This is a genomic window from Rothia sp. HMSC065C12 (assembly GCF_001812085.1).
Taxonomy (GTDB): Bacteria; Actinomycetota; Actinomycetes; order Actinomycetales; family Micrococcaceae; genus Rothia; species Rothia mucilaginosa.
Window position 1 is genome coordinate 173641 of record NZ_KV807676.1, and the last position, 17610, is coordinate 191250.

The window sequence follows — 17610 nt, forward strand, 5'->3', positions numbered from 1 at the left end:
CTCCTTAGCGTTATTACATGTCCACCGAAGCGAGCAGGTGACCGATCTCGACCTTGGAGAGGTTACGGACGGTACCCTGCTTCTGCGAACCGATACGGATCGGGCCCATTTCAACGCGGACCAAGCGCTCGACCGGGTAGCCGACGGCGTCGAAGAGGCGGCGCACGATGCGGTTCTTACCGGAGTGGATGGTCACCTCAACGAGCACGTGGCCGGGGGTGGAGTCCACCAGCTTGAACTCGTCAACGCGGGTCACGCCGTCTTCCAGGCGAATGCCCTTCTTCATGGCTGCGCCGACGCCGGGCTCCATCGGGCCGGGAACCTGCACCAGGTAGGTCTTGGGCACCTCGTAGGAGGGGTGGGTGAGGCGGTTCGCCAGTTCACCGTCGTTGGTCAGCAGCAGCAGACCCTCAGTTTCGACGTCCAGGCGGCCCACGTGGAACACGCGCTCGCTCATGGAGGAACGCAGGAAGTCAGAGATGCAGGGGCGACCTTCGGGGTCTTCCATGGTGGAGACCACGCCGGCGGGCTTGTTGAATGCCATGTAGACGAGCTTGTCGTTGGTCTGAACGGTCATGCCGTCCACCTGCACGGTTACCTTGGAGGGGTCCACGCGCACACCCAGCTCGGTCACGACTTCACCGTTGACGGTAACGCGGCCTTCGGTAATCATTTCTTCGCAGACGCGGCGGGATGCCACACCGGCCTGAGCCAGCAGCTTCTGCAGGCGCACGCCGTCGTGGTCGTAGAACTCGTAGTGGTCTACCGGGGCGTTGCGGGGGCGGCGGGGGCGGTGCGGGCCAGCGTAGTTGCTGACGCGGTATTCGCCGCGCTCGTTTGCGAAGGCTTCGCCGGAGCGGTAGGGGCGGCCCGGTGCGCGGCGTTCGCGCTTGGGCAGTTCGGTGCCGCGGCCTCGGCCGGAACCTGCGCGGCCTGCGCCGAACTTCTTCTCGCCAAACTTCTTGTCACCGAACTTCTTCTCGCCGAAGCCCTTTGCGCCGCCCTTGCCTGCGCCACTCTTCGGTGCGCCGGGACGACCGCCGCGTGCGGATGCGCCCTTAGCGCCGGGCTTACCGCCCTGACCGGGACGAGCAGCGCCGGGACGGCCACCGCGGGAGTTCTGGGGGCGACCGGATGCAGAGCGGCCGCCGCGGGAGGAGTTTCCATATGCCATGGTGTTCTTCTCTTTTCTGTCGTATAGTGCGAACGTTTCAGGCTTTTCCCGAACGTTCCTTCGTCTTATTGATTCGTTGTCTTAGTCGTTGCCCTCGGCAAGCACTGCGGCTTCCGTGTCATCGGGCAGGAAGGGCGCGAGCGCCGGCAGCTCCTCCAGGGAGTTCAACCCGAGCTTCGCCAGTAGCAGCTCCGTGGTTTCGTAGAGGGTCGCGCCGCTTCCGGCTTCTCGCCCTGCTTCACGAATCAGCTGCCGTTGCAGTAGCTGACGGATTGCCGCGTCCGCGTTTACGCCTCGAATGGAGGCTACCCTCGCCCTGGTCACCGGCTGCTGGTAGGCAATCACAGCGAGCGTCTCGTAGGCGGGCTTGCTCAGCGTCGCGCTCTTGGAGCGGGTCACGAAGCGTGCCACCCAGGGGGCGAAGTCGTCGCGGGCGTAGAGCTTCCAGCCTCCTGCGATGTTCCGCAGCTGGAATCCGCGCGGTTCGGGCGCTACCCGGTTTTCGTCTTCTCCGTAGCCGCTTTCTTCGCCGTTGTACTCGCGGTACAGCTGGTCGAGCGCGTGCTCAACAGCGCGTTCGCTGACGATGAGAGCGGCGGAGAGTTCACGCACGCTCACGGGCGCTTCGGCAACGGCGAGGATCGCTTCAATGGCGCTTTTGATGCCACCGGGGATTGCCTCGACCTTGGAAAATTCGGCTTCGGCATCGACCGCCACGCTGGGTGCGGTGGAGGGGCCTCCCGCCGGAATCTTTGCCGATTTCGCTGCCGATTTCGTTGCCGGTTCCTTCGACTCGCGGGATGCAGTTTCCTGCGATTCCTCGGAGCCGTCGGAAATGTCGGAACCATCGGAGTCCTCTACCGTTTCGGCGGCTTCAGCCTCCTCAGCTTCTTCGGTCACCTCATCCAGAGGAGCGGCCGCTACCTCGTGCTCAGCCGGCTCAGCGTCCGCCTCAGCAGGCTTCGAGATTTCAGACTCTACCGCCTCTACCGGCACCGAGTCAGCCTGTTCCGAATCCTCGTCTGCGTTCGGATCCCAGTAGCCCATGTTCACGATCGCAAGGTCGTCGGGGGTGAATTCACGGTCAAAGCGTGAGCCATGATTACTCATAATCCTCCTCTACCGATCCCGTGTTAGCTTCAGATTCGTTCGCAGATTCGTTCACTTGGGGTGATTCTGGTGGTTCAGGTGCTTCGCTGGTTTCGTGCGCATCCTGTGTGCCTGCGGTGTCTGCAGTTTCTTCACGGATCACGAACTGTGCCGCGCTCGCGCTCGCACGTACCCGAATAGCTCCGAGCGGTGCGTCCTGTTCCACGTGCAGGGCACCTTCTTTGTAGAGCTCAAGCAGGGCGAGAAAACGAACCACCGCGATTTCTAGTTCGCCGGATCCTTGAACCAGTTCGGCGAAGCTCAGTTCCCGCGCCGCGGTATCGAGCAGGCTGTGCAAAATGTAGTGTTCTTCAGCCGCGATGGTGGTTAGCGGAACGTGCAGGTGCTCGTTGAGTTCTTCAACGATTTCTTCGGGTTCCGGTTCGGGCTCTTTGGGGGTTCGGCTCAGCGCTGCTGCGGCGATGCGGGCGAACTCTTCGGCGCCTCCGGTGAAAACCAGCTCGGGAAGTGCCTGGGCGAATCGTTCTTCGAGGGCTACCGCACGAGGAAAACGTTGTGCTTCTTGCGCCCAGCGTTCAGCAAAAATATCGGCAACTTCACGGTAAGCGCGGTATTGTAGCAGACGGGCGAAAAGCAGGTCGCGTGCCTCCAGCAGTGCAACGTCCTCTTCGAGGGGTTCACGATGCTGCGGGAGCAGGCGTGCGGTTTTGAGTTCCAGCAGGGTTGCGGCGGTGACCAGAAATTCGCTGGCTTCGTCGAGTGCACGTTCGGTGCCTTCAGCGTAGAGGGCGTGCAGGTATGCGAGGAACTCGTCGGTGACCTCTGCGAGCGCCACCTCGGTAATGTCGAGTTTACGGCGCGAAATCAGGGTCAGTAGAAGATCAAAGGGACCCTCAAAATTACTGAGGGTGAGGGTGAAACCGCGTTCCGGGTTCTGCAGGCCGCGGCCCTCAGTCCGGGCGTTCGCGGCGGTGTCTGCGTTCGGTGTCGGTACCCTCACGGCAGCGACGTTCGTGGTCATAAACGACCTATTCTCCTTAGGTTTATTCTCCCCGGCTTTGTTGGTGCCGTCTCAGATGCGGCTTCTGCTTCGCCTATTTTTTCGGCGTAAGCAGTGTGCGGGGGTCTTTAGAATCCACACAATTATACGCCCTCTGCCGGTGTGACTCAAGGGTGAGAGTCACCTCAGCAGAGGGCGTATAGATGTGGGGCTTTAGCGTGCGCCGCCCTTGTAGATCAGTTCGCGTGCCACCTGGCGGTATGCTTCCGCGCCGGGGTGGCTGGAGGCGTAGCTGAGAATCGGCTCAGCGGACACCGACGCGTCCGGGAACTTCACGGTGCGCTTGATGACGGTGTCGAAAACCTTGTCGCCGAATGCGTCCACGATGCGCGCCAGAACTTCCTTGGAGTGGATGGTGCGCGCATCGAACATGGTGGCAAGTACGCCGGAGATTTCGAGGTCGGGGTTCAGGCGGTCCTGAACCTTCTCGATGGAGTCGACCAGCAGTGCGACGGCGCGCAGCGCGAAGAACTCACAAATCAGCGGAATGATGACCCCTTCGGAAGCGGTCAGTGCATTGACGGTCAGCAGGCCCAGGGAGGGCTGGCAGTCGATGAGGATGACGTCGTATTCGTCGCGGACCTTGCGCAGTGCCGAGGCGAGAACCTGCTCGCGAGCCACTTCGTTGACCAGCTGGACTTCAGCTGCGGAGAGGTCAATGTTGGCGGGCAGCAGGTCGATGTTCTCCACGCCGGTAGGCAGGATGACGTCCTTGATGTCGACCTTGCGGTCCATCATGACGTTGTAGACGGTCAGGTCCAGTTCGTGCGGGTTCGCACCGAAACCGGCGGAGAGAGCACCCTGCGGGTCGAAGTCGACCAGCAGCACCTTACGGCCGCATTCTGCCAGCGCCGCGCCCAGGTTAATGGTGGAGGTGGTCTTACCCACGCCGCCCTTCTGATTCACCATAGAGATAATGCGGGCGGGACCGTGGCTGCTCAGCGGAGCCGGGTCGGGGTATACGCGCAGGGGTCGACCGGTGGGGCCGAGTTCTTGAGCCTGAGCTTCAGTCAATGGTTCACCTTCATCAATGAATTCGAAGTTTTAAAGTTTAAGCGTTGTCTATAAGGTTACCTCAAGAGCGGCTGTTCCGCGGATTGACGGGGTTTTATCCCCGTTCGTGAGCACGCGGATGCGCCATGCGGTACACCTCCATGAGCCCCTCGGGCGTAACCTTGGTGTACACCTGAGTGGTGGCGATGGAAGCGTGCCCGAGCAGTTCTTGCACCACGCGAATATCGGCTCCGCCCTGCAACAGGTGCGTTGCGAAGCTGTGGCGCATGGAGTGCGGTGAGAAGTCGGAGCTGAGCCCGGCGGCTTCGGCGGCTTCCTTGAGGATGAGCCAGGCGCCTTGGCGTCCGAGTCTGCTGCCTCGGCCGTTGACGAAGAGCGCGGCGGTGCCTTTACCGTGCGCTACGAGGGAGGGGCGGGCACGCACCAGGTAGTCTTGGATTGCTTTTTGGGCGTAGCTACCAATAGGTACGAGTCGCTCTTTATTTCCTTTGCCGAAGAGTCGAACGTAGCCGGGCAGAGTGATCTGGTTGCCGTCTTCATCGGTGAGGGTTCCTTCGAAGTGCACGTCGTCGATATCGGCGTTGAGCATTTCGCTCACGCGCGCGCCGGTGGCGTAGAGGAATTCGAGGATGGCTCGGTTACGTAGCCCGGTTGCGGTTTCGCGGTCGGGTACGGCGAGTAGCCGCTGGATGTCTTCTACGCTGACTGCTTTGGGTAGGCGTTTAACGTTCTTGGGCGGGGTGACCGGTGCCGCCGGGTCGGTGGGCACGATGAGCGCGGAGACCCAGAAGGCGTGTGCTCCGCGGACTGCCGCCATGGTGCGGGCGATGGAGTTCGGGCCCAAGGGCAGGGGCAGGCTCGGCGCGCCTTCAGCGGTTGGCGTTTCTTTTTCTGGCGCCCCGGCTTTCTCCGGCTGCCCGGCACGACCTTTTCCAGTACCTCGCCCCGACTCGGAGGCGATCATCAGCGCCAGCGATTCTGCGGCTTCTTCCTGCACTTCCTGAAATTCCTGCGCGTTCTGCTTGTTCTTCTCCCCCGCTTCAAATCCGGCAAGGGGCACGGTGGGGGCGGCGAGTTCCCGCATGAAGGAGCGTACCTGCGCGGTGGTGATGCGTTCGGGGTCGATGACGCCGAGGGTCGCCATGTAGGCGCTGTATCGTCGCAGGTCGCGCGCGTAGGAGGCGATGGTGTGTTCACTGCTTCCTCGCTCCACGCGCAGGTGGATGAGGTACTGCTCGATGGCTCTCTGCAGCGGGGTCTGCGCCTCCTGGTGGGAAGCACCCAGGGCAGAAGAACCCAGCATGGAGGAACCAGCAGAAGAGGGCACGCCGAGCAGACCCGCGCCGCGGGGTGTCTTGCTCACCGTACTTTTTGCCTGCTTCACGCTATCTCCTCTGCCGGTTCTGTTGATATTTGGGCCTCTTGACGTTTGGGTTTGCCGTAGGCGAGACTACTCCCCCGCCCTACGTTCGGTTCTTAGTGGTTGCGGAAGTTCTCCGGCTTTTCGCGGCGCTGTCCCATGTAGGGGTGGAACTCCCAGCCGCCCTCGGCGGGGCGCAGACCTTCAAAGTTGTTCTGCGCCGCCGCGTAGGTGGCGAGTACCGCCTGGATAGCGAGCGCGTTGTGAACCTTTCCGCCCAGTACCAGCTGTACTGCCTCGGCGAGGGGCACCCAGCGGTAGGTCATTTCGGCTTCTTCTTCGGTGCGTTCGCTACGTTCTTCGGCGGGCAGTTCCGAGAGATTACGCGCCAGGTAGACGCGGCCTGCTTCGCTGGTTGCGCCGGGGCTGCTGAAGTAGTCGGTCAGAGCGTTCCAGGTGCCTGCCTGCAGGTCTGCCTCTTCGGCAAGTTCGCGCTGCGCGGCGACCAGGGGGTCTTCACCGTCGATGTCGAGCAGTCCGGCGGGTACTTCCCAGAGGTTCATGCGCACCGGGTGGCGGTACTGGTTGAGCATCAGCAGTTCGTTGTTGTCGTTGAGGACCGCCACGGCGACGGCGCCGGGCATTTCCACGACGTCGCGGGTCAGCACGGTGTTTTCGTTGAGTTCGTACTCTTCAACGGTCGTTTCGATCACGTAGCCGCTGTACTTCACGGTGCGGGTGCGGATGGTGCGTTCGGAGGGTGCATCAATAATCTGCTGGTTGTTGCTCATTCTTTCATTGTAGGCGGCTTCTTAGCCCCGCTACGTTTGGCGCGTCAGGTACAGGCACGGAATAAGGCACGTTTAGGTTTAAACGAAAGCATCCCGCTCTCCCCAGTACGGGGTGAGCGGGATGCTGAACGTTCGTGCCTAGATGTTAGGCGCCGCGGCGCTCCAGAGCAGCCTTAATCAGGCCGGAGAAGAGCGGGTGCGGGCGGGTCGGACGCGAGCGGTACTCGGGGTGTGCCTGAGTTGCCACGTAGTAGGGGTGTGCCTCTGCGGGCAGTTCCACGTACTCGACCAGCGAGGAGTCCGGGGAGGTACCGGAGATGCGCAGGCCTGCTTCTTCAAGCTGCTCGCGGTACTCGTTGTTCACCTCGTAGCGGTGGCGGTGACGCTCTGCAACCTCGGTTGCACCGTACGCCTTAGCTACCTGAGAGCCGGGAACCAGGTTTGCCTTGTACAGGCCCAGACGCATGGTGCCGCCCAGGTCGCCTGCACCTTCGACGAACTGCTTCTGCTCTTCGATGGTTGCGATGACCGGTACGGAGGTTTCCGGATCGAATTCGGTGGAGGATGCTTCGGTCAGACCCAGTACGTTGCGTGCGTACTCGATGACCATGGACTGCAGGCCGAGGCAGATGCCCAGGGTCGGGATCTTGTGCTCGCGTGCGTACTTGAGGGCGCCGATCTTGCCGTCCAGGCCGCGGATGCCGAAGCCGCCGGGCACGAGGATTGCGTCCATGTTGCGCAGCTGGTGGTCTGCATCTTCGTCGGTTGCGCACAGGTCTGCTGCAACCCACTTGATGTTGACCTTCACGTTGTTTGCGAAGCCGCCGGCTCGCAGAGCCTCGGAGACGGACAGGTATGCGTCGGGCAGGTCGATGTACTTACCGACCAGACCAACGTTGACCTCTGCTGCGGGGCGGTGCACTGCGTCGAGCAGGCGGTCCCACTGGGTGAAGTCCGGTGCGGGAGCCTCAATGCCGAAGTAGTCGAGGATGTAGTCGTCGAGCTTCTGGCTGTGCAGGGTCTTGGGGATGTCGTAGATGCTGGGTGCGTCGGCGCAGGAGATGACTGCGTCGCTGTCCACGTCGCATGCGTTACCGATCTTGGTACGGTGCGATACGGGAACCTCACGCTCACAGCGCAGGATCAGACCGTCAGGCTGGATGCCCAGGCCGCGCAGTGCTGCGACGGAGTGCTGGGTCGGCTTGGTCTTGAGCTCGCCGGAGGGGCCGATGAAGGGCACCAGGGAGACGTGCAAGAAGAAGACGTTCTTGCGGCCAACATCGCGGCGTACCTGGCGTGCTGCCTCCATGAAGGGCAGGGACTCGATATCGCCGACGGTACCACCGATTTCGGTGATGATGATGTCGGGTGCGTTGTCAATTTCCGCTGCGTGACGCATGCGGGCCTTGATTTCGTCGGTAATGTGAGGGATGACCTGGACGGTGTCGCCGAGGTATTCGCCGCGGCGTTCCTTTGCGATGACGGAGGAGTAGACCTGGCCAGTGGTCACGTTAGCGGACTGGTCGAGGTTTTCGTCCAGGAAGCGCTCATAGTGTCCGATGTCGAGGTCGGTTTCAGCACCGTCGTCGGTGACAAAGACTTCACCGTGCTGGAAGGGGTTCATCGTACCGGGGTCGACGTTCAGGTAGGGGTCAAACTTCTGCATGGTCACAGAGAGGCCACGTGCGCGAAGAAGCTGACCGAGGGAAGAGGCCGACAGACCCTTACCGAGAGAAGATGCAACGCCGCCGGTTACGAAAATCTGGCGGGTTACCTTGTCGTTAGAGGACGCGTTCAGAGCGTTATTTTTTTCATTCACCACGGAATTTAAGCCTACCATTTTCTTGTCTGCTATCCAAGCAGAGGGTTTTGCCGCGAGAGGATTCTCTCAGGCGGCTTTCCCTCCCCTATTTGTCCTTATCACCACTGTAAACGGAGCTGGGGATTTATTATTCCCGCCGCGCCGTGTAGAAGCAGGTGTAGGAGCATTCACAGAGTATCTCACATCCTCTGGGCTCCATGCGCCGCTATTGGTCACCGGCACGGGCTGTACCGACAACTTTCCGAGGCACGCTCGCGCACTTCTGCCCCTTTGATGGTCTTTAGTGCGAAAGATGCCGCCTTTCGGCGCTTTTGCCAGCACTTTCTTCATGCTTTTCCCTGCCGGTTTGCCGCCGGTTTCAGCGCCCCTGCGGCACTTCTCGACCGGCGGCAAGCAGCTCTCGGGCGTGCTCTCGCGCCGATTCTGATTGATCGTGTCCGGAAAGCATTCGCGCCAGTTCCACCACGCGTTCCTCTTCGGAAAGTACCTTGACCTTTGAGAGGGACGCGTCATCGTTTTTCAGCACGAGGATGTGCTGGTCCGCGAAGGCTGCGACCTGCGGCAGGTGGGTGACCACCAGAACCTGCACATGTCGGGCGAGCATGGCGAGGCGGCGACCGATTTCGATAGCGGCCTTACCGCCCACGCCGGAGTCCACCTCGTCGAAGATGAAGGTGGGTACGGGGTCCACTTCGGCAAGCACTACCTCCAGGGCGAGCATCACTCGGGAGAGCTCGCCGCCGGAGGCGCCCTTACCGAGCGGGCGCGGCACGGCGGTTCGATGCGGCGCCAGCATGAAGGTCACGGTGTCTCGGCCGTGCACCGAGAACTTTTCGGCTTCGGCAACTTCCACGACCAGGGAGGCGTTCGGCATGGCAAGAGCAGTGAGCTCTTCGCTGACGGCGTCCGCCAGTTTCTGCGCGGCGGCACGGCGCAGGGCGGTCAGCTCTTCTGCCTGGGCGCCAAGCACCTTGCGTAGCTGTACCAGCTCGGTTTCCAGGGTTTCCTGTCGCTGCGGGTCATCCACCAGGGTCTCGAGGCGTGCGCGTGATTCTTCGGCCCATTCGAGGACCTCTGCTATGTCGGCACCGTACTTGCGGGTGAGGGTCGCCAGCTGGGCGCGGCGAGTCTGCACCTGCGCCAGACGTTCGGGGCCTTCAACATCCAAGGAGGCCATGTAGGAGGACAGATCCGAGGAGATATCGGTGGCAAGAATCAACAGCTCGTTGACGCGCGCGGCGAGGGAGGCAAGCTCTTCGTCAGCGTCTGCCTGTGCCTGTAGCGCGGAGCGGCTTGCATCGAGCAGACTCATGACGCTCTGCTCGTCGCGGGTGGAGTATTCGCTACCGCTGAGCGCTGCGGAGGCGGTTGCCGACGCAATGCGTAGCGCTTCAACGTTCATGAGCTTCACCATTTCGGCTTTGAGCTCTTCTTCTTCCCCGGCCTGCGGGTTGACGGCGCTGATTTCTTCTAGGGCACTCTGCAGGGTCTGCGCTTCGAGGGCTCGTGCGCGCGAGTTTTCGCGTACTTCCTTCAGCTCTGCGGCGGCGGCGCGGTATCGCTCGTAGTTTTCGCGGTACTTCTCCAGCAGGTTGGCGAGCTCTTCGCCGGCGTACAGGTCGAGGGACTGGCGCTGCTCTGCCGCTGATTTGAGGCGCAGCTGATCGGACTGGCCGTGGACTGCAACAAGAGTCTGACCAATCTGAGACAGGGTTCCGATGGGGGCGGAGCAACCGCCGACGTGGGCGCGGGAGCGTCCCGAGGCGTTGACGGTGCGTGCCAGAAGTAGCTCGGAGGTCTGTTCGTCGATGTCTTCGGCGGTGCCGCCGGCTTCTTCGGCAAGCTCGAGGGCGCGGTGCCCGTGGGGCAGGCGAATCACTGCTTCGGCGAGGGCGCTCTTAGCGCCGTTGCGCACGCTGGATGCGTCGGATCGGGCACCCAGGAGCATGCCGAGGGCCGTGACGACCATGGTTTTACCTGCGCCGGTTTCACCAGTCAGCACGGAGAATCCGGGTTCGAGGGGGAGCCTCGCATCGGTGATGATGCCGAGGTCTCGAATATGGATTTCCTCAATCACGAACGTTCATTCCTTTTCTTTAGTGCTTCTCGGTGTCCTGCGGACCACGCCAGCCACGGATCGGAAGCTCAAATTTACGCACCAGTCGCTCAGAGAAGGGAGCCGGGTGGATACGGGCGAGTAGCACCGACTTTTCGGAGCGTCGCACCTCAATACGGGAGCCGGGGTCCAACTCCACGGTTCGGCGGCCATCGCACCAGAGCACACCGGAGGCGCCGTTTCCGGGCATCATTTCTACCGCCAGGGTGGAGGTTGGCGCTGCTACCAGCGGGCGCGCGAAGAGCGCGTGAGCCGAGAGCGGCACCATGAGAATTGCTTCAACTTCGGGCCAGACGACCGGGCCACCGCCGGAGAAAGCGTAGGCGGTCGAGCCGGTGGGGGTTCCCATGACCACGCCGTCGCAGCCAAAGCTGCTGAGCGGGCGGCAGTCCACCTCGATAATGACTTCAATCATTTTTTCGCGGTTGCCCTTTTCGACACTGGCTTCGTTCAGCGCCCAGTCGCTGTGCACGCGCTTGCCGTCGTTCCAGACTTCCACATCAATTGCCATGCGTTCTTCAACGGTGTATTCGTTGTTGACGATGCAGCGAACGGTTTCGGTCAGGTCGCTCTCTTCGGATTCGGCGAGGAATCCGACGTGTCCCAGGTTCACGCCAATGAGCGGAACGCTGGTTCGGCGTACCATTTCTGCGGCGCGAAGAATCGAACCGTCACCGCCGAGCACCACGCCGAGTTCAATATCGATGAGCGCTACAGATTCGTGGACGACCTGCACGGGGACGGGCTCGTCCCAGTTTTCGCTCAGGGTCTCCAGATCGGAGCGAGTCATGACGGGTGCGAGTCCCGCTTCGTAGAGCTGGGTGCATGCCTGTCGGGCGGCATCTCGTGCTTCTTTGCGCCCCACGTGGGCGAAGACGAGAATCTTACGGTGACGCTGCCCTACCGAGTCTTCGGAATCATGGCGCGCGCTAATTGTGGGCAACTGCGAGAGGTCAAAATCTCGCGTTACACGACTTTCCTGTTTTGCCATAACGACTCTCTCCCATCGAGATGTTGAGATGGTGTATCTACACCTATCATACCGAATATGTTCTCGAAGATTTTCTAAATAGCTATATTTTTAGAAAATTATTTCGAATAATGTATAGCTGGGGTATATCTAAAATACCTATGAAAAAATACCTGCGAATAGCGTGGCAGCCTGAGAAAGCCCCGCCCTCAACGCGTCCTGCGTTACCGAGCGGTTTTTCTCAGACTGCCTTAGCACTATTTATTTTCGGCACTATATTTACTTTCGACACCGTTGAATAGGGAGTTGTAAAAAAGTTCCCTTAGCCTGCACAGCAAGATAATTTCGAAACATCTTTGTCAAAAGTTAGGACAGCCAGCTTCAATCCTTCTGCCATTGTTAGATATGGACACATCGTTTCTCTCAGATCTCCAACAGTTAAACCGAATTTCACAGCTAATGTTGCTGCATAAATTACGTCTCCTGCGTTTTCTGCCACTACATGCGCCCCTAACACTTTCAATGTTTTCGCGTCTGCCACTAATTTGAAAACACCTGTTGTTTCCCGATTAACGAGCGCTCTTGGAACAGCATCCAACGGCAATACCGATGTTTTCACTTCATATCCTTTTTCTTTTGCCTGTTGCTCCGTTAAACCAACCGTTGCAATCGATGGAGAAGTAAACGTAACGCCTGGAACCACTTCTAAATTGACCTTTTGATTTAGTCCTCCGATTGCATTACGAGCAGCAAGTCCACCTTCATAAGCAGCTACATAAACAAATTGGGGACCGAGAGTGACATCTCCAGCTGAATAAATTCGGGAATTGGTCGTTTTAAGATAATCATCAATGACAATTTCACCACGGGAACCAACTTCAACGCCTGCTGCATGTAAGTTTAATGATTCTGTATTTGGTTTTCTTCCAGTGGCAATTAGCAATTGTTCTGCTTCAATAATTCGCTTTTTACCATTTATCTCAACATGAACTTTTTTAATGTCTCCATCTTGCTCAACTCGTTCATAGGTTGCACCTGTTACTAAATTAATTCCCTGTTCTGTTAAGGCCTTAGTAATGGCTTCTGAAATTTCAGGATCGTATTCTTTTAATAGACGCTCGCTTCTTTGAATCAAAGTGACTTCTGACCCGAGGTTATGAAATAGTTGTCCTAATTCCATGCCGATATATCCTGAACCAATTACGGTAAGACGATTTGGAACCTTCTTTAATTCCAATAAGCTAGTGCTTGTTAAATAATCTACTTCATCTAATCCGGGAATATTAGGTGCAGTTGAAGAAGCACCTGTAGCTATTAAAAATCTTTTGGCTGTGATTTGATTGCCATTTACTTCAACTGTATTTTCATTTACGAATTTTGCTTCACCTTTTATTAATTCAAAACCATAATCATCAATTAAATTCACATATTTTTCATTTCGCATCTCGGTTACTAAATCATTCTTTTGTTTTACTAATGGCGCTAAATCAACATTTGAAGCCGAAGTGTGTAATCCTACAAATGGATTATTTTTTGCTAGATGATTGATTTCCCCTGCTCTTAATAAGGTCTTAGAAGGAACGCATCCGACATTAACGCAAGTTCCACCCACCGTTCCACGCTCAATCATAGCCACTTTTGCGTTCAAAGTAACGGCTTCAATGGCAGATGAAAAGGCAGCTCCACCAGAACCGATGATGATGTAATCATAATCATAGTTACCTTCATCATTTAAACTTACATCTGTCCTTTTTTCCGATTGCACTTGTATTTCTTCTGCTTCGCCCGGGTGATAATTTGCGTCAGCAATCGCCTTTATTGCACTTTCAACCTCAATATCATCGGACAGTTCAAATACTGCTTCACCACGACGATAACTAGACTCAATATTTTTAGCACCTATCTTTTCAAGTGCTGATTCTACGTGTTTTTCACAACCCGTACAAGTCATTCCTGAAATGTTTACCTTAAATTTATTCATAAAAAAGCTCCTTTCGTTTGTTAATTTTTCTATTATAACATAGTTTCAATTCGTTTCAAATCATCTATTTGTTTTCGCACTTCCTTTTGTTTTTTAGAAACAAATTCGAATATATCTTGACAACGAACTTCATCTTTATCTACAACACCAAGTAATTTATAAATCTCGCTTAAAGAGAAACCAAGTTCCTGTATTCGTTTAATAAACCCAACACGCTTAACGTCATCATATGAATATATCCGATAACCAGCTTCCGTTCGGTGAGGTTCTTGTAATAAATTTTTTCGCTCGTAATATCTGATCGTTTCTTTATTAACTCCACATTTATCTGCAAACTCACTAATGCGATAAATCATCTTATTTCACCCCCCTGAATATTATAAACCATGTACCATAGTACACGGTCAAGTAAATTGGACTATTTTATTTTTTCCCAAAGTATCACTCGTATGTGATTGATACTTTTATATAATACTATTGATTATCCTAACATCCCACCAGAAAATCCGATTTAAACACCAGTTGTTTTTAAACTATTAAGAAAGTAATTCCACTATATATTCCGAAGACCCTTTATTTTTTGCACCATAGGAAGTACTCTACGTTGCCGTCCTGTCCGGGGAGCGGGCTGGGTTCCATACCCATCACACGCAACCCGTGGCTCACCGCAGATGCCTGAACTTTTTCCACTGCTTCACGGCGGGCAGATTCTTCGTGCACCACTCCCCCGCGTCCAATGCGGTGCTTGCCGACCTCGAACTGCGGTTTGACCATGAGCACCAGGTCGCCGCCGGTTTCGGTGGCGTTCGCTAGCGCCTCCATGACCAGGGTCAGTGAGATGAACGAGAGGTCAGAAACCGTCAGTTCGACCTGCCCACCAATGTCTTCGGGCTTCATGTAGCGAACGTTGAGTCCTTCGTACACGCCAACTCGCGGTTCTTCGCGTAGCGTGTCCACGAGCTGCCCGTGTCCTACGTCAACGGCGGCTACGTGGGCTGCTCCTCGGCGAAGCAGCACGTCGGTAAAGCCTCCGGTGGATGCTCCCGCATCCAGGCAACGCTTGCCTTCTACCTCGATATCGGGGAACGCGTCGAGGGCACCTGCGAGTTTGTGGCCTGCGCGGCTGACGTATTCGGTCAGCTCGCTCTGGCGCACGTAGAGGGTGTCCTCCGGGCCCACAAGCATGGACGCTTTGCGCGCAACCTTGCCGTTGACTTGCACGTCTCCTGCCGCGATGAGTTTTGCGGCGAGGGTTCGGGAGCTCACGAATCCGGCTTCGACCAGGTATTTATCGAGGCGCACGGTGTCCTTGTCTTCTTTCTGTCGTCGTCTGGTGACGGGTTATCTAGTGCTCCTCAGAGCATTGCTGTTCTGAGGGATCACTGCTGCGAACTAGGAGAGGTTTTCGAGGTCCTTCTCCAGTTGCTCGCTCATCGTTTCGAGGCGCTTGACACGCTCTACGGGGTCCATGGCGAGGGTCGCCGCGAGTTGGCGCTCGAATTCTGCATCAAGCTCAGCGGTTTCCTCTGCCGTGCTATTAGTCTCCGGTTCTTTAGGCACCGGGGATCCCCTGGATGTTGGGGCGTGCGCCCTGTTCGGGGTTTGCTGCCCACCATGCTGCGCAGGCTACGCGCCATGCTTCGGCTTCGCTCTCGCTGCCCGCGAATGCTTCGGTGTCTTCAATCTCGGGGCCGGTCAGGCTCAGGTTTTCACCGCGAACTCGTGCCTGCCAGGTGGGGCCGGTTGCGATGACTTCGTACCCTTCGTAGAGCACCTCAATTTCGGGGTAGGGCGCGAAGAAGTCCTCGAGGGTGCGCAGAATATAGGTCGGACGCTGGTTCGGCACGGCCTCGATGACGTCCTGGTAGGTCTGTACGCCGGTGAGGACGAGGGCGCCGTCCATCTTTGCATTGTTTGCACCGAGAATGTCGGTGTCCAGGCGGTCACCCACGATGACGGGGCGGCTGGAGTTCACAGCCTGCGCTGCGGTGTGGAAGATGGGCGCTTCGGGCTTGCCCGCGACAAGCGGGGTGCGGCGGGTTGCGCTTGCCACGGCTGCTACGAGGGTGCCGTTACCGGGTGCCTGGCCTCGTTCCTTGGGGATGCTCTGGTCGGTATTGGTGGCAATCCAGAGGATGTCGGGGTTTGCGAGGGTGTAGGCGGCTTCCGCAAGGTCTTCCCAGCCGATCTTGGGGTCGAAACCCTGGATGACGGCTACGGGGCCTTCTTCTTCCTTACGTACGGTTTCGAGGCCTACTGCACGAACGCAATCGGCAAGTGCTTCGGTGCCGGTGATGAGTACTTTGGAGCCTGCGGGTACATGCTGTGCGAGCAGTGCGGCGCCTGCCTGTGCGGAGCTGACGACTCGTTCTGCTCGGGTGTGCACACCCAGTTCACGCAGGTGCTCTGCTACGGATTCTACGGAGCGCGATGCGTTGTTGGTGACGAAGATGACCGGTACGTTGAGTTCTTCTTCGGCACGGTTGAGCGCTTCGGGTGCACCTTCGATGGCGAAGGGACCCGCGTAGACTACGCCGTCCAGGTCGGAGAGGAGGGCATCGTAGCGGGATAGGAGTGCATTCGTGGTCATAGAGTGTTCCTCTCGGGGGCTCTGGCGGTTGTCGCTATTAATCGTACCTGTTAGACACTCTAGCGTTGGCGCCTTCGGGCGTTTATATGGAAAACCGCTGGACGCTCTCCCCTGCTTGGGTGTGGCGTCCAGCGGTTTCACGCTGACACTTAGGTCAAGTATTCAGAATTTTAAGTTCTCTGCAGTCTTATTCTGCGGAGGTTTCTTCTGCTTCTTCAGCCTTAGCCGCATCAGACTTAGGTGCTTCGGTCTTCTCGTCCTCAGCAGCCTCTTCTTCAGCTTCGTCTGCTTCCTCTTCTGCGGAAGCTTCCGCGGTCTCTTCAGCGTCTTCTGCGGTCTCAGTGAGTTCTACAGACTTCTCTTCCTGTTCGAAGAGGCCTGCTTCACCGAACATGTCGAAGATTTCGGGTTCTGCGAAGTTGCCCTGGCCCAGTGCTGCTTCTGCCATGAATGCGAGGCGTGCCCAGCGTTCTGCTTCCTGGTTACGGCCTGCGTTAGCTAGCGCGTCGGAGTATGCGCTGAACAGGCGGGGGCTGTACTCGAAGGCGCGCTTGGGGTTCAGCTGAGGAATCTGCAGCGCTACGACAGCTTCAGACTTCTTGCCCTGATCGCTGAGGATGCCGGATTCAACGATGGCGAGCTCTACGCGCACGTTGGCGGGCAGTTCTTCCTTCTTGAATTCTGCAATCATTTCCATTGCCTTGGGAAGGCGGCCGAGCGCGCGTTCGCAGTCCACCAGCAGTGCCAGGTGGTCTACGGAGCCGCTAATACGGCGGTGGGTGCGCAGTTCGCGCAGCGCCAGTTCGAAGTCTTCTGCCACGTATGCGGCGACGCCAACGGCTTCGCGTACTGCGGCAATACGGCCTGCACTGCGGGATGCGGCAACGGCGTGTTCCAGCGCGAATTCGGGGTCGATGTCGAGGTAGCGACCAGCCATGGCGAGGTGCTTTGCGACGGTTTCTGCGTTGCGCGGTTCCAGGGCGCGCAGCTGACGGAAGGTTGCGCCGTCCAGCTCGCGACCGGTGATGTCGTCATCAATTTCCGGCGCCTTGGGCTTTGCGGGACGGTAGCCTGCACGGCCACCGATGCTGCGTACTTCTTCGCGAGGTGCTTCAGCCTCGGGACCGTTAGAGCGAGGTGCCTTGGAACGGGAGTCGGAGCGACGGCCGTCGAACTTCTTGCCTCCGCGGTCGTTACGCTTGAAACCGCCCTTGCCACCGAAGTTCTTGCCGCCCTTCTTGGAGCGGAAGTCCTTTCCTCCGCTGTTCTTGCGGGGCTGGCGGGGGCCGGAGCCGTTAGACTCGTGACGGGGGGTCTCAGACATGAATCTCCTTGGGAGGTATCCGCTCTTGGTCGGGTAGGGTATGCAGTCGATTCGGTCGAACCGCTGCCTGAGGCATCAACTCTATGAGGGGTGCTTTAGATACACCCGCTAATGCCTAAACATAAGCCATACCATTCTAGTATAGAGAGCACCTTCCGTGCACCCGTACTGATGGGATGTTAAAGACAAATGGGGAGGCCCTAGGGCCTCCCCAAACAAAAATAGCCCCGGCGAAGCCGGGGCTATTGAATAATAAAGCGGCAATAACCTACTCTCCCACACCCACAAAAGTGCAGTA

Annotated in this window: 14 protein-coding genes and 1 pseudogene; all 15 read right to left on the bottom strand. The window is 57.8% G+C overall.

The genetic code is table 11. The annotated features are described in order from the left end of the window. Positions 1 to 13: 13 nt before the first annotated feature. Positions 14 to 1174, bottom strand: a complete 1161-nt coding sequence (locus tag HMPREF2836_RS04270) for a pseudouridine synthase (RefSeq protein WP_005507699.1) — start codon at positions 1172 to 1174, stop codon at positions 14 to 16. 81 nt (positions 1175 to 1255) lie between these two features. After that, complete coding sequence (gene scpB / locus HMPREF2836_RS09110) at positions 1256 to 2284, bottom strand: SMC-Scp complex subunit ScpB (RefSeq protein WP_083309157.1); 1029 nt, start codon at positions 2282 to 2284, stop codon at positions 1256 to 1258. Further along, complete coding sequence (locus tag HMPREF2836_RS04280; RefSeq protein WP_070629546.1) at positions 2277 to 3305, bottom strand: segregation and condensation protein A; 1029 nt, start codon at positions 3303 to 3305, stop codon at positions 2277 to 2279. Before HMPREF2836_RS04280 ends, scpB begins: the two co-directional genes overlap by 8 nt. Positions 3306 to 3497: 192 nt before the next feature. Continuing rightward, complete coding sequence (locus tag HMPREF2836_RS04285) at positions 3498 to 4358, bottom strand: ParA family protein (protein ID WP_005506637.1); 861 nt, start codon at positions 4356 to 4358, stop codon at positions 3498 to 3500. A gap of 94 nt (positions 4359 to 4452) precedes the next feature. Further along, the gene (locus tag HMPREF2836_RS04290) at positions 4453 to 5742 is read right to left on the bottom strand and encodes a site-specific tyrosine recombinase XerD (protein ID WP_060823707.1); all 1290 of its coding nucleotides are present in this window, start codon (positions 5740 to 5742) and stop codon (positions 4453 to 4455) included. Between the two features lie 92 nt (positions 5743 to 5834). Then, positions 5835 to 6509, bottom strand: coding sequence for an NUDIX domain-containing protein (locus HMPREF2836_RS04295; RefSeq protein WP_049350387.1), 675 nt, complete (start codon positions 6507 to 6509; stop codon positions 5835 to 5837). Between the two features lie 145 nt (positions 6510 to 6654). Beyond that, on the bottom strand, positions 6655 to 8349 hold the full coding sequence (locus HMPREF2836_RS04300) for a CTP synthase (protein WP_005506644.1): 1695 nt from the start codon (positions 8347 to 8349) through the stop codon (positions 6655 to 6657). A gap of 340 nt (positions 8350 to 8689) precedes the next feature. After that, on the bottom strand, positions 8690 to 10408 hold the full coding sequence (gene recN / locus HMPREF2836_RS04305) for a DNA repair protein RecN (RefSeq protein WP_070629547.1): 1719 nt from the start codon (positions 10406 to 10408) through the stop codon (positions 8690 to 8692). 19 nt (positions 10409 to 10427) lie between these two features. Continuing rightward, entirely contained in the window at positions 10428 to 11438 is a 1011-nt protein-coding gene (locus HMPREF2836_RS04310) for an NAD kinase (protein WP_083309158.1), read from the bottom strand. Between the two features lie 301 nt (positions 11439 to 11739). Then, the gene (gene merA / locus HMPREF2836_RS09115) at positions 11740 to 13398 is read right to left on the bottom strand and encodes a mercury(II) reductase (RefSeq protein WP_083309159.1); all 1659 of its coding nucleotides are present in this window, start codon (positions 13396 to 13398) and stop codon (positions 11740 to 11742) included. A gap of 35 nt (positions 13399 to 13433) precedes the next feature. Beyond that, positions 13434 to 13754 (bottom strand): annotated as a pseudogene (gene merR, locus HMPREF2836_RS09120) (Hg(II)-responsive transcriptional regulator); the annotation flags it as partial. Between the two features lie 217 nt (positions 13755 to 13971). Next, a complete protein-coding gene (locus HMPREF2836_RS04315) occupies positions 13972 to 14700 on the bottom strand; it encodes a TlyA family RNA methyltransferase (RefSeq protein ID WP_070616645.1) in 729 nt (242 codons plus the stop codon). Positions 14701 to 14790: 90 nt separating this feature from the next. Beyond that, positions 14791 to 14958 (bottom strand): hypothetical protein, encoded by a 168-nt coding sequence (locus tag HMPREF2836_RS04320; RefSeq protein WP_005506658.1) that lies wholly within the window; start codon positions 14956 to 14958, stop codon positions 14791 to 14793. Further along, positions 14951 to 15988: an HAD-IIA family hydrolase gene (locus HMPREF2836_RS04325; protein ID WP_070616648.1), complete on the bottom strand. Its 1038-nt coding sequence runs from the start codon at positions 15986 to 15988 to the stop codon at positions 14951 to 14953. The genes HMPREF2836_RS04320 and HMPREF2836_RS04325 overlap by 8 nt, the downstream gene beginning before the upstream one ends. Before the next feature lie 187 nt (positions 15989 to 16175). Beyond that, positions 16176 to 17312, bottom strand: a complete 1137-nt coding sequence (locus HMPREF2836_RS04330; protein ID WP_070629548.1) for a tetratricopeptide repeat protein — start codon at positions 17310 to 17312, stop codon at positions 16176 to 16178. Between the last annotated feature and the right edge of the window lie 298 nt (positions 17313 to 17610).

Bases quoted from the DNA above. Each gene is read 5' to 3' on its own strand.
- HMPREF2836_RS04270 (WP_005507699.1), bottom strand. From the start codon at position 1,174: ATGGCATATGGAAACTCCTCCCGCGGCGGCCGCTCTGCATCCGGTCGC.
- scpB (WP_083309157.1), bottom strand. From the start codon at position 2,284: ATGAGTAATCATGGCTCACGCTTTGACCGTGAATTCACCCCCGACGAC.
- HMPREF2836_RS04280 (WP_070629546.1), bottom strand. From the start codon at position 3,305: ATGACCACGAACGTCGCTGCCGTGAGGGTACCGACACCGAACGCAGAC.
- HMPREF2836_RS04295 (WP_049350387.1), bottom strand. From the start codon at position 6,509: ATGAGCAACAACCAGCAGATTATTGATGCACCCTCCGAACGCACCATC.
- HMPREF2836_RS04300 (WP_005506644.1), bottom strand. From the start codon at position 8,349: ATGGTAGGCTTAAATTCCGTGGTGAATGAAAAAAATAACGCTCTGAAC.
- HMPREF2836_RS04310 (WP_083309158.1), bottom strand. From the start codon at position 11,438: ATGGCAAAACAGGAAAGTCGTGTAACGCGAGATTTTGACCTCTCGCAG.
- merA (WP_083309159.1), bottom strand. From the start codon at position 13,398: ATGAATAAATTTAAGGTAAACATTTCAGGAATGACTTGTACGGGTTGT.
- HMPREF2836_RS04325 (WP_070616648.1), bottom strand. From the start codon at position 15,988: ATGACCACGAATGCACTCCTATCCCGCTACGATGCCCTCCTCTCCGAC.
- HMPREF2836_RS04330 (WP_070629548.1), bottom strand. From the start codon at position 17,312: ATGTCTGAGACCCCCCGTCACGAGTCTAACGGCTCCGGCCCCCGCCAG.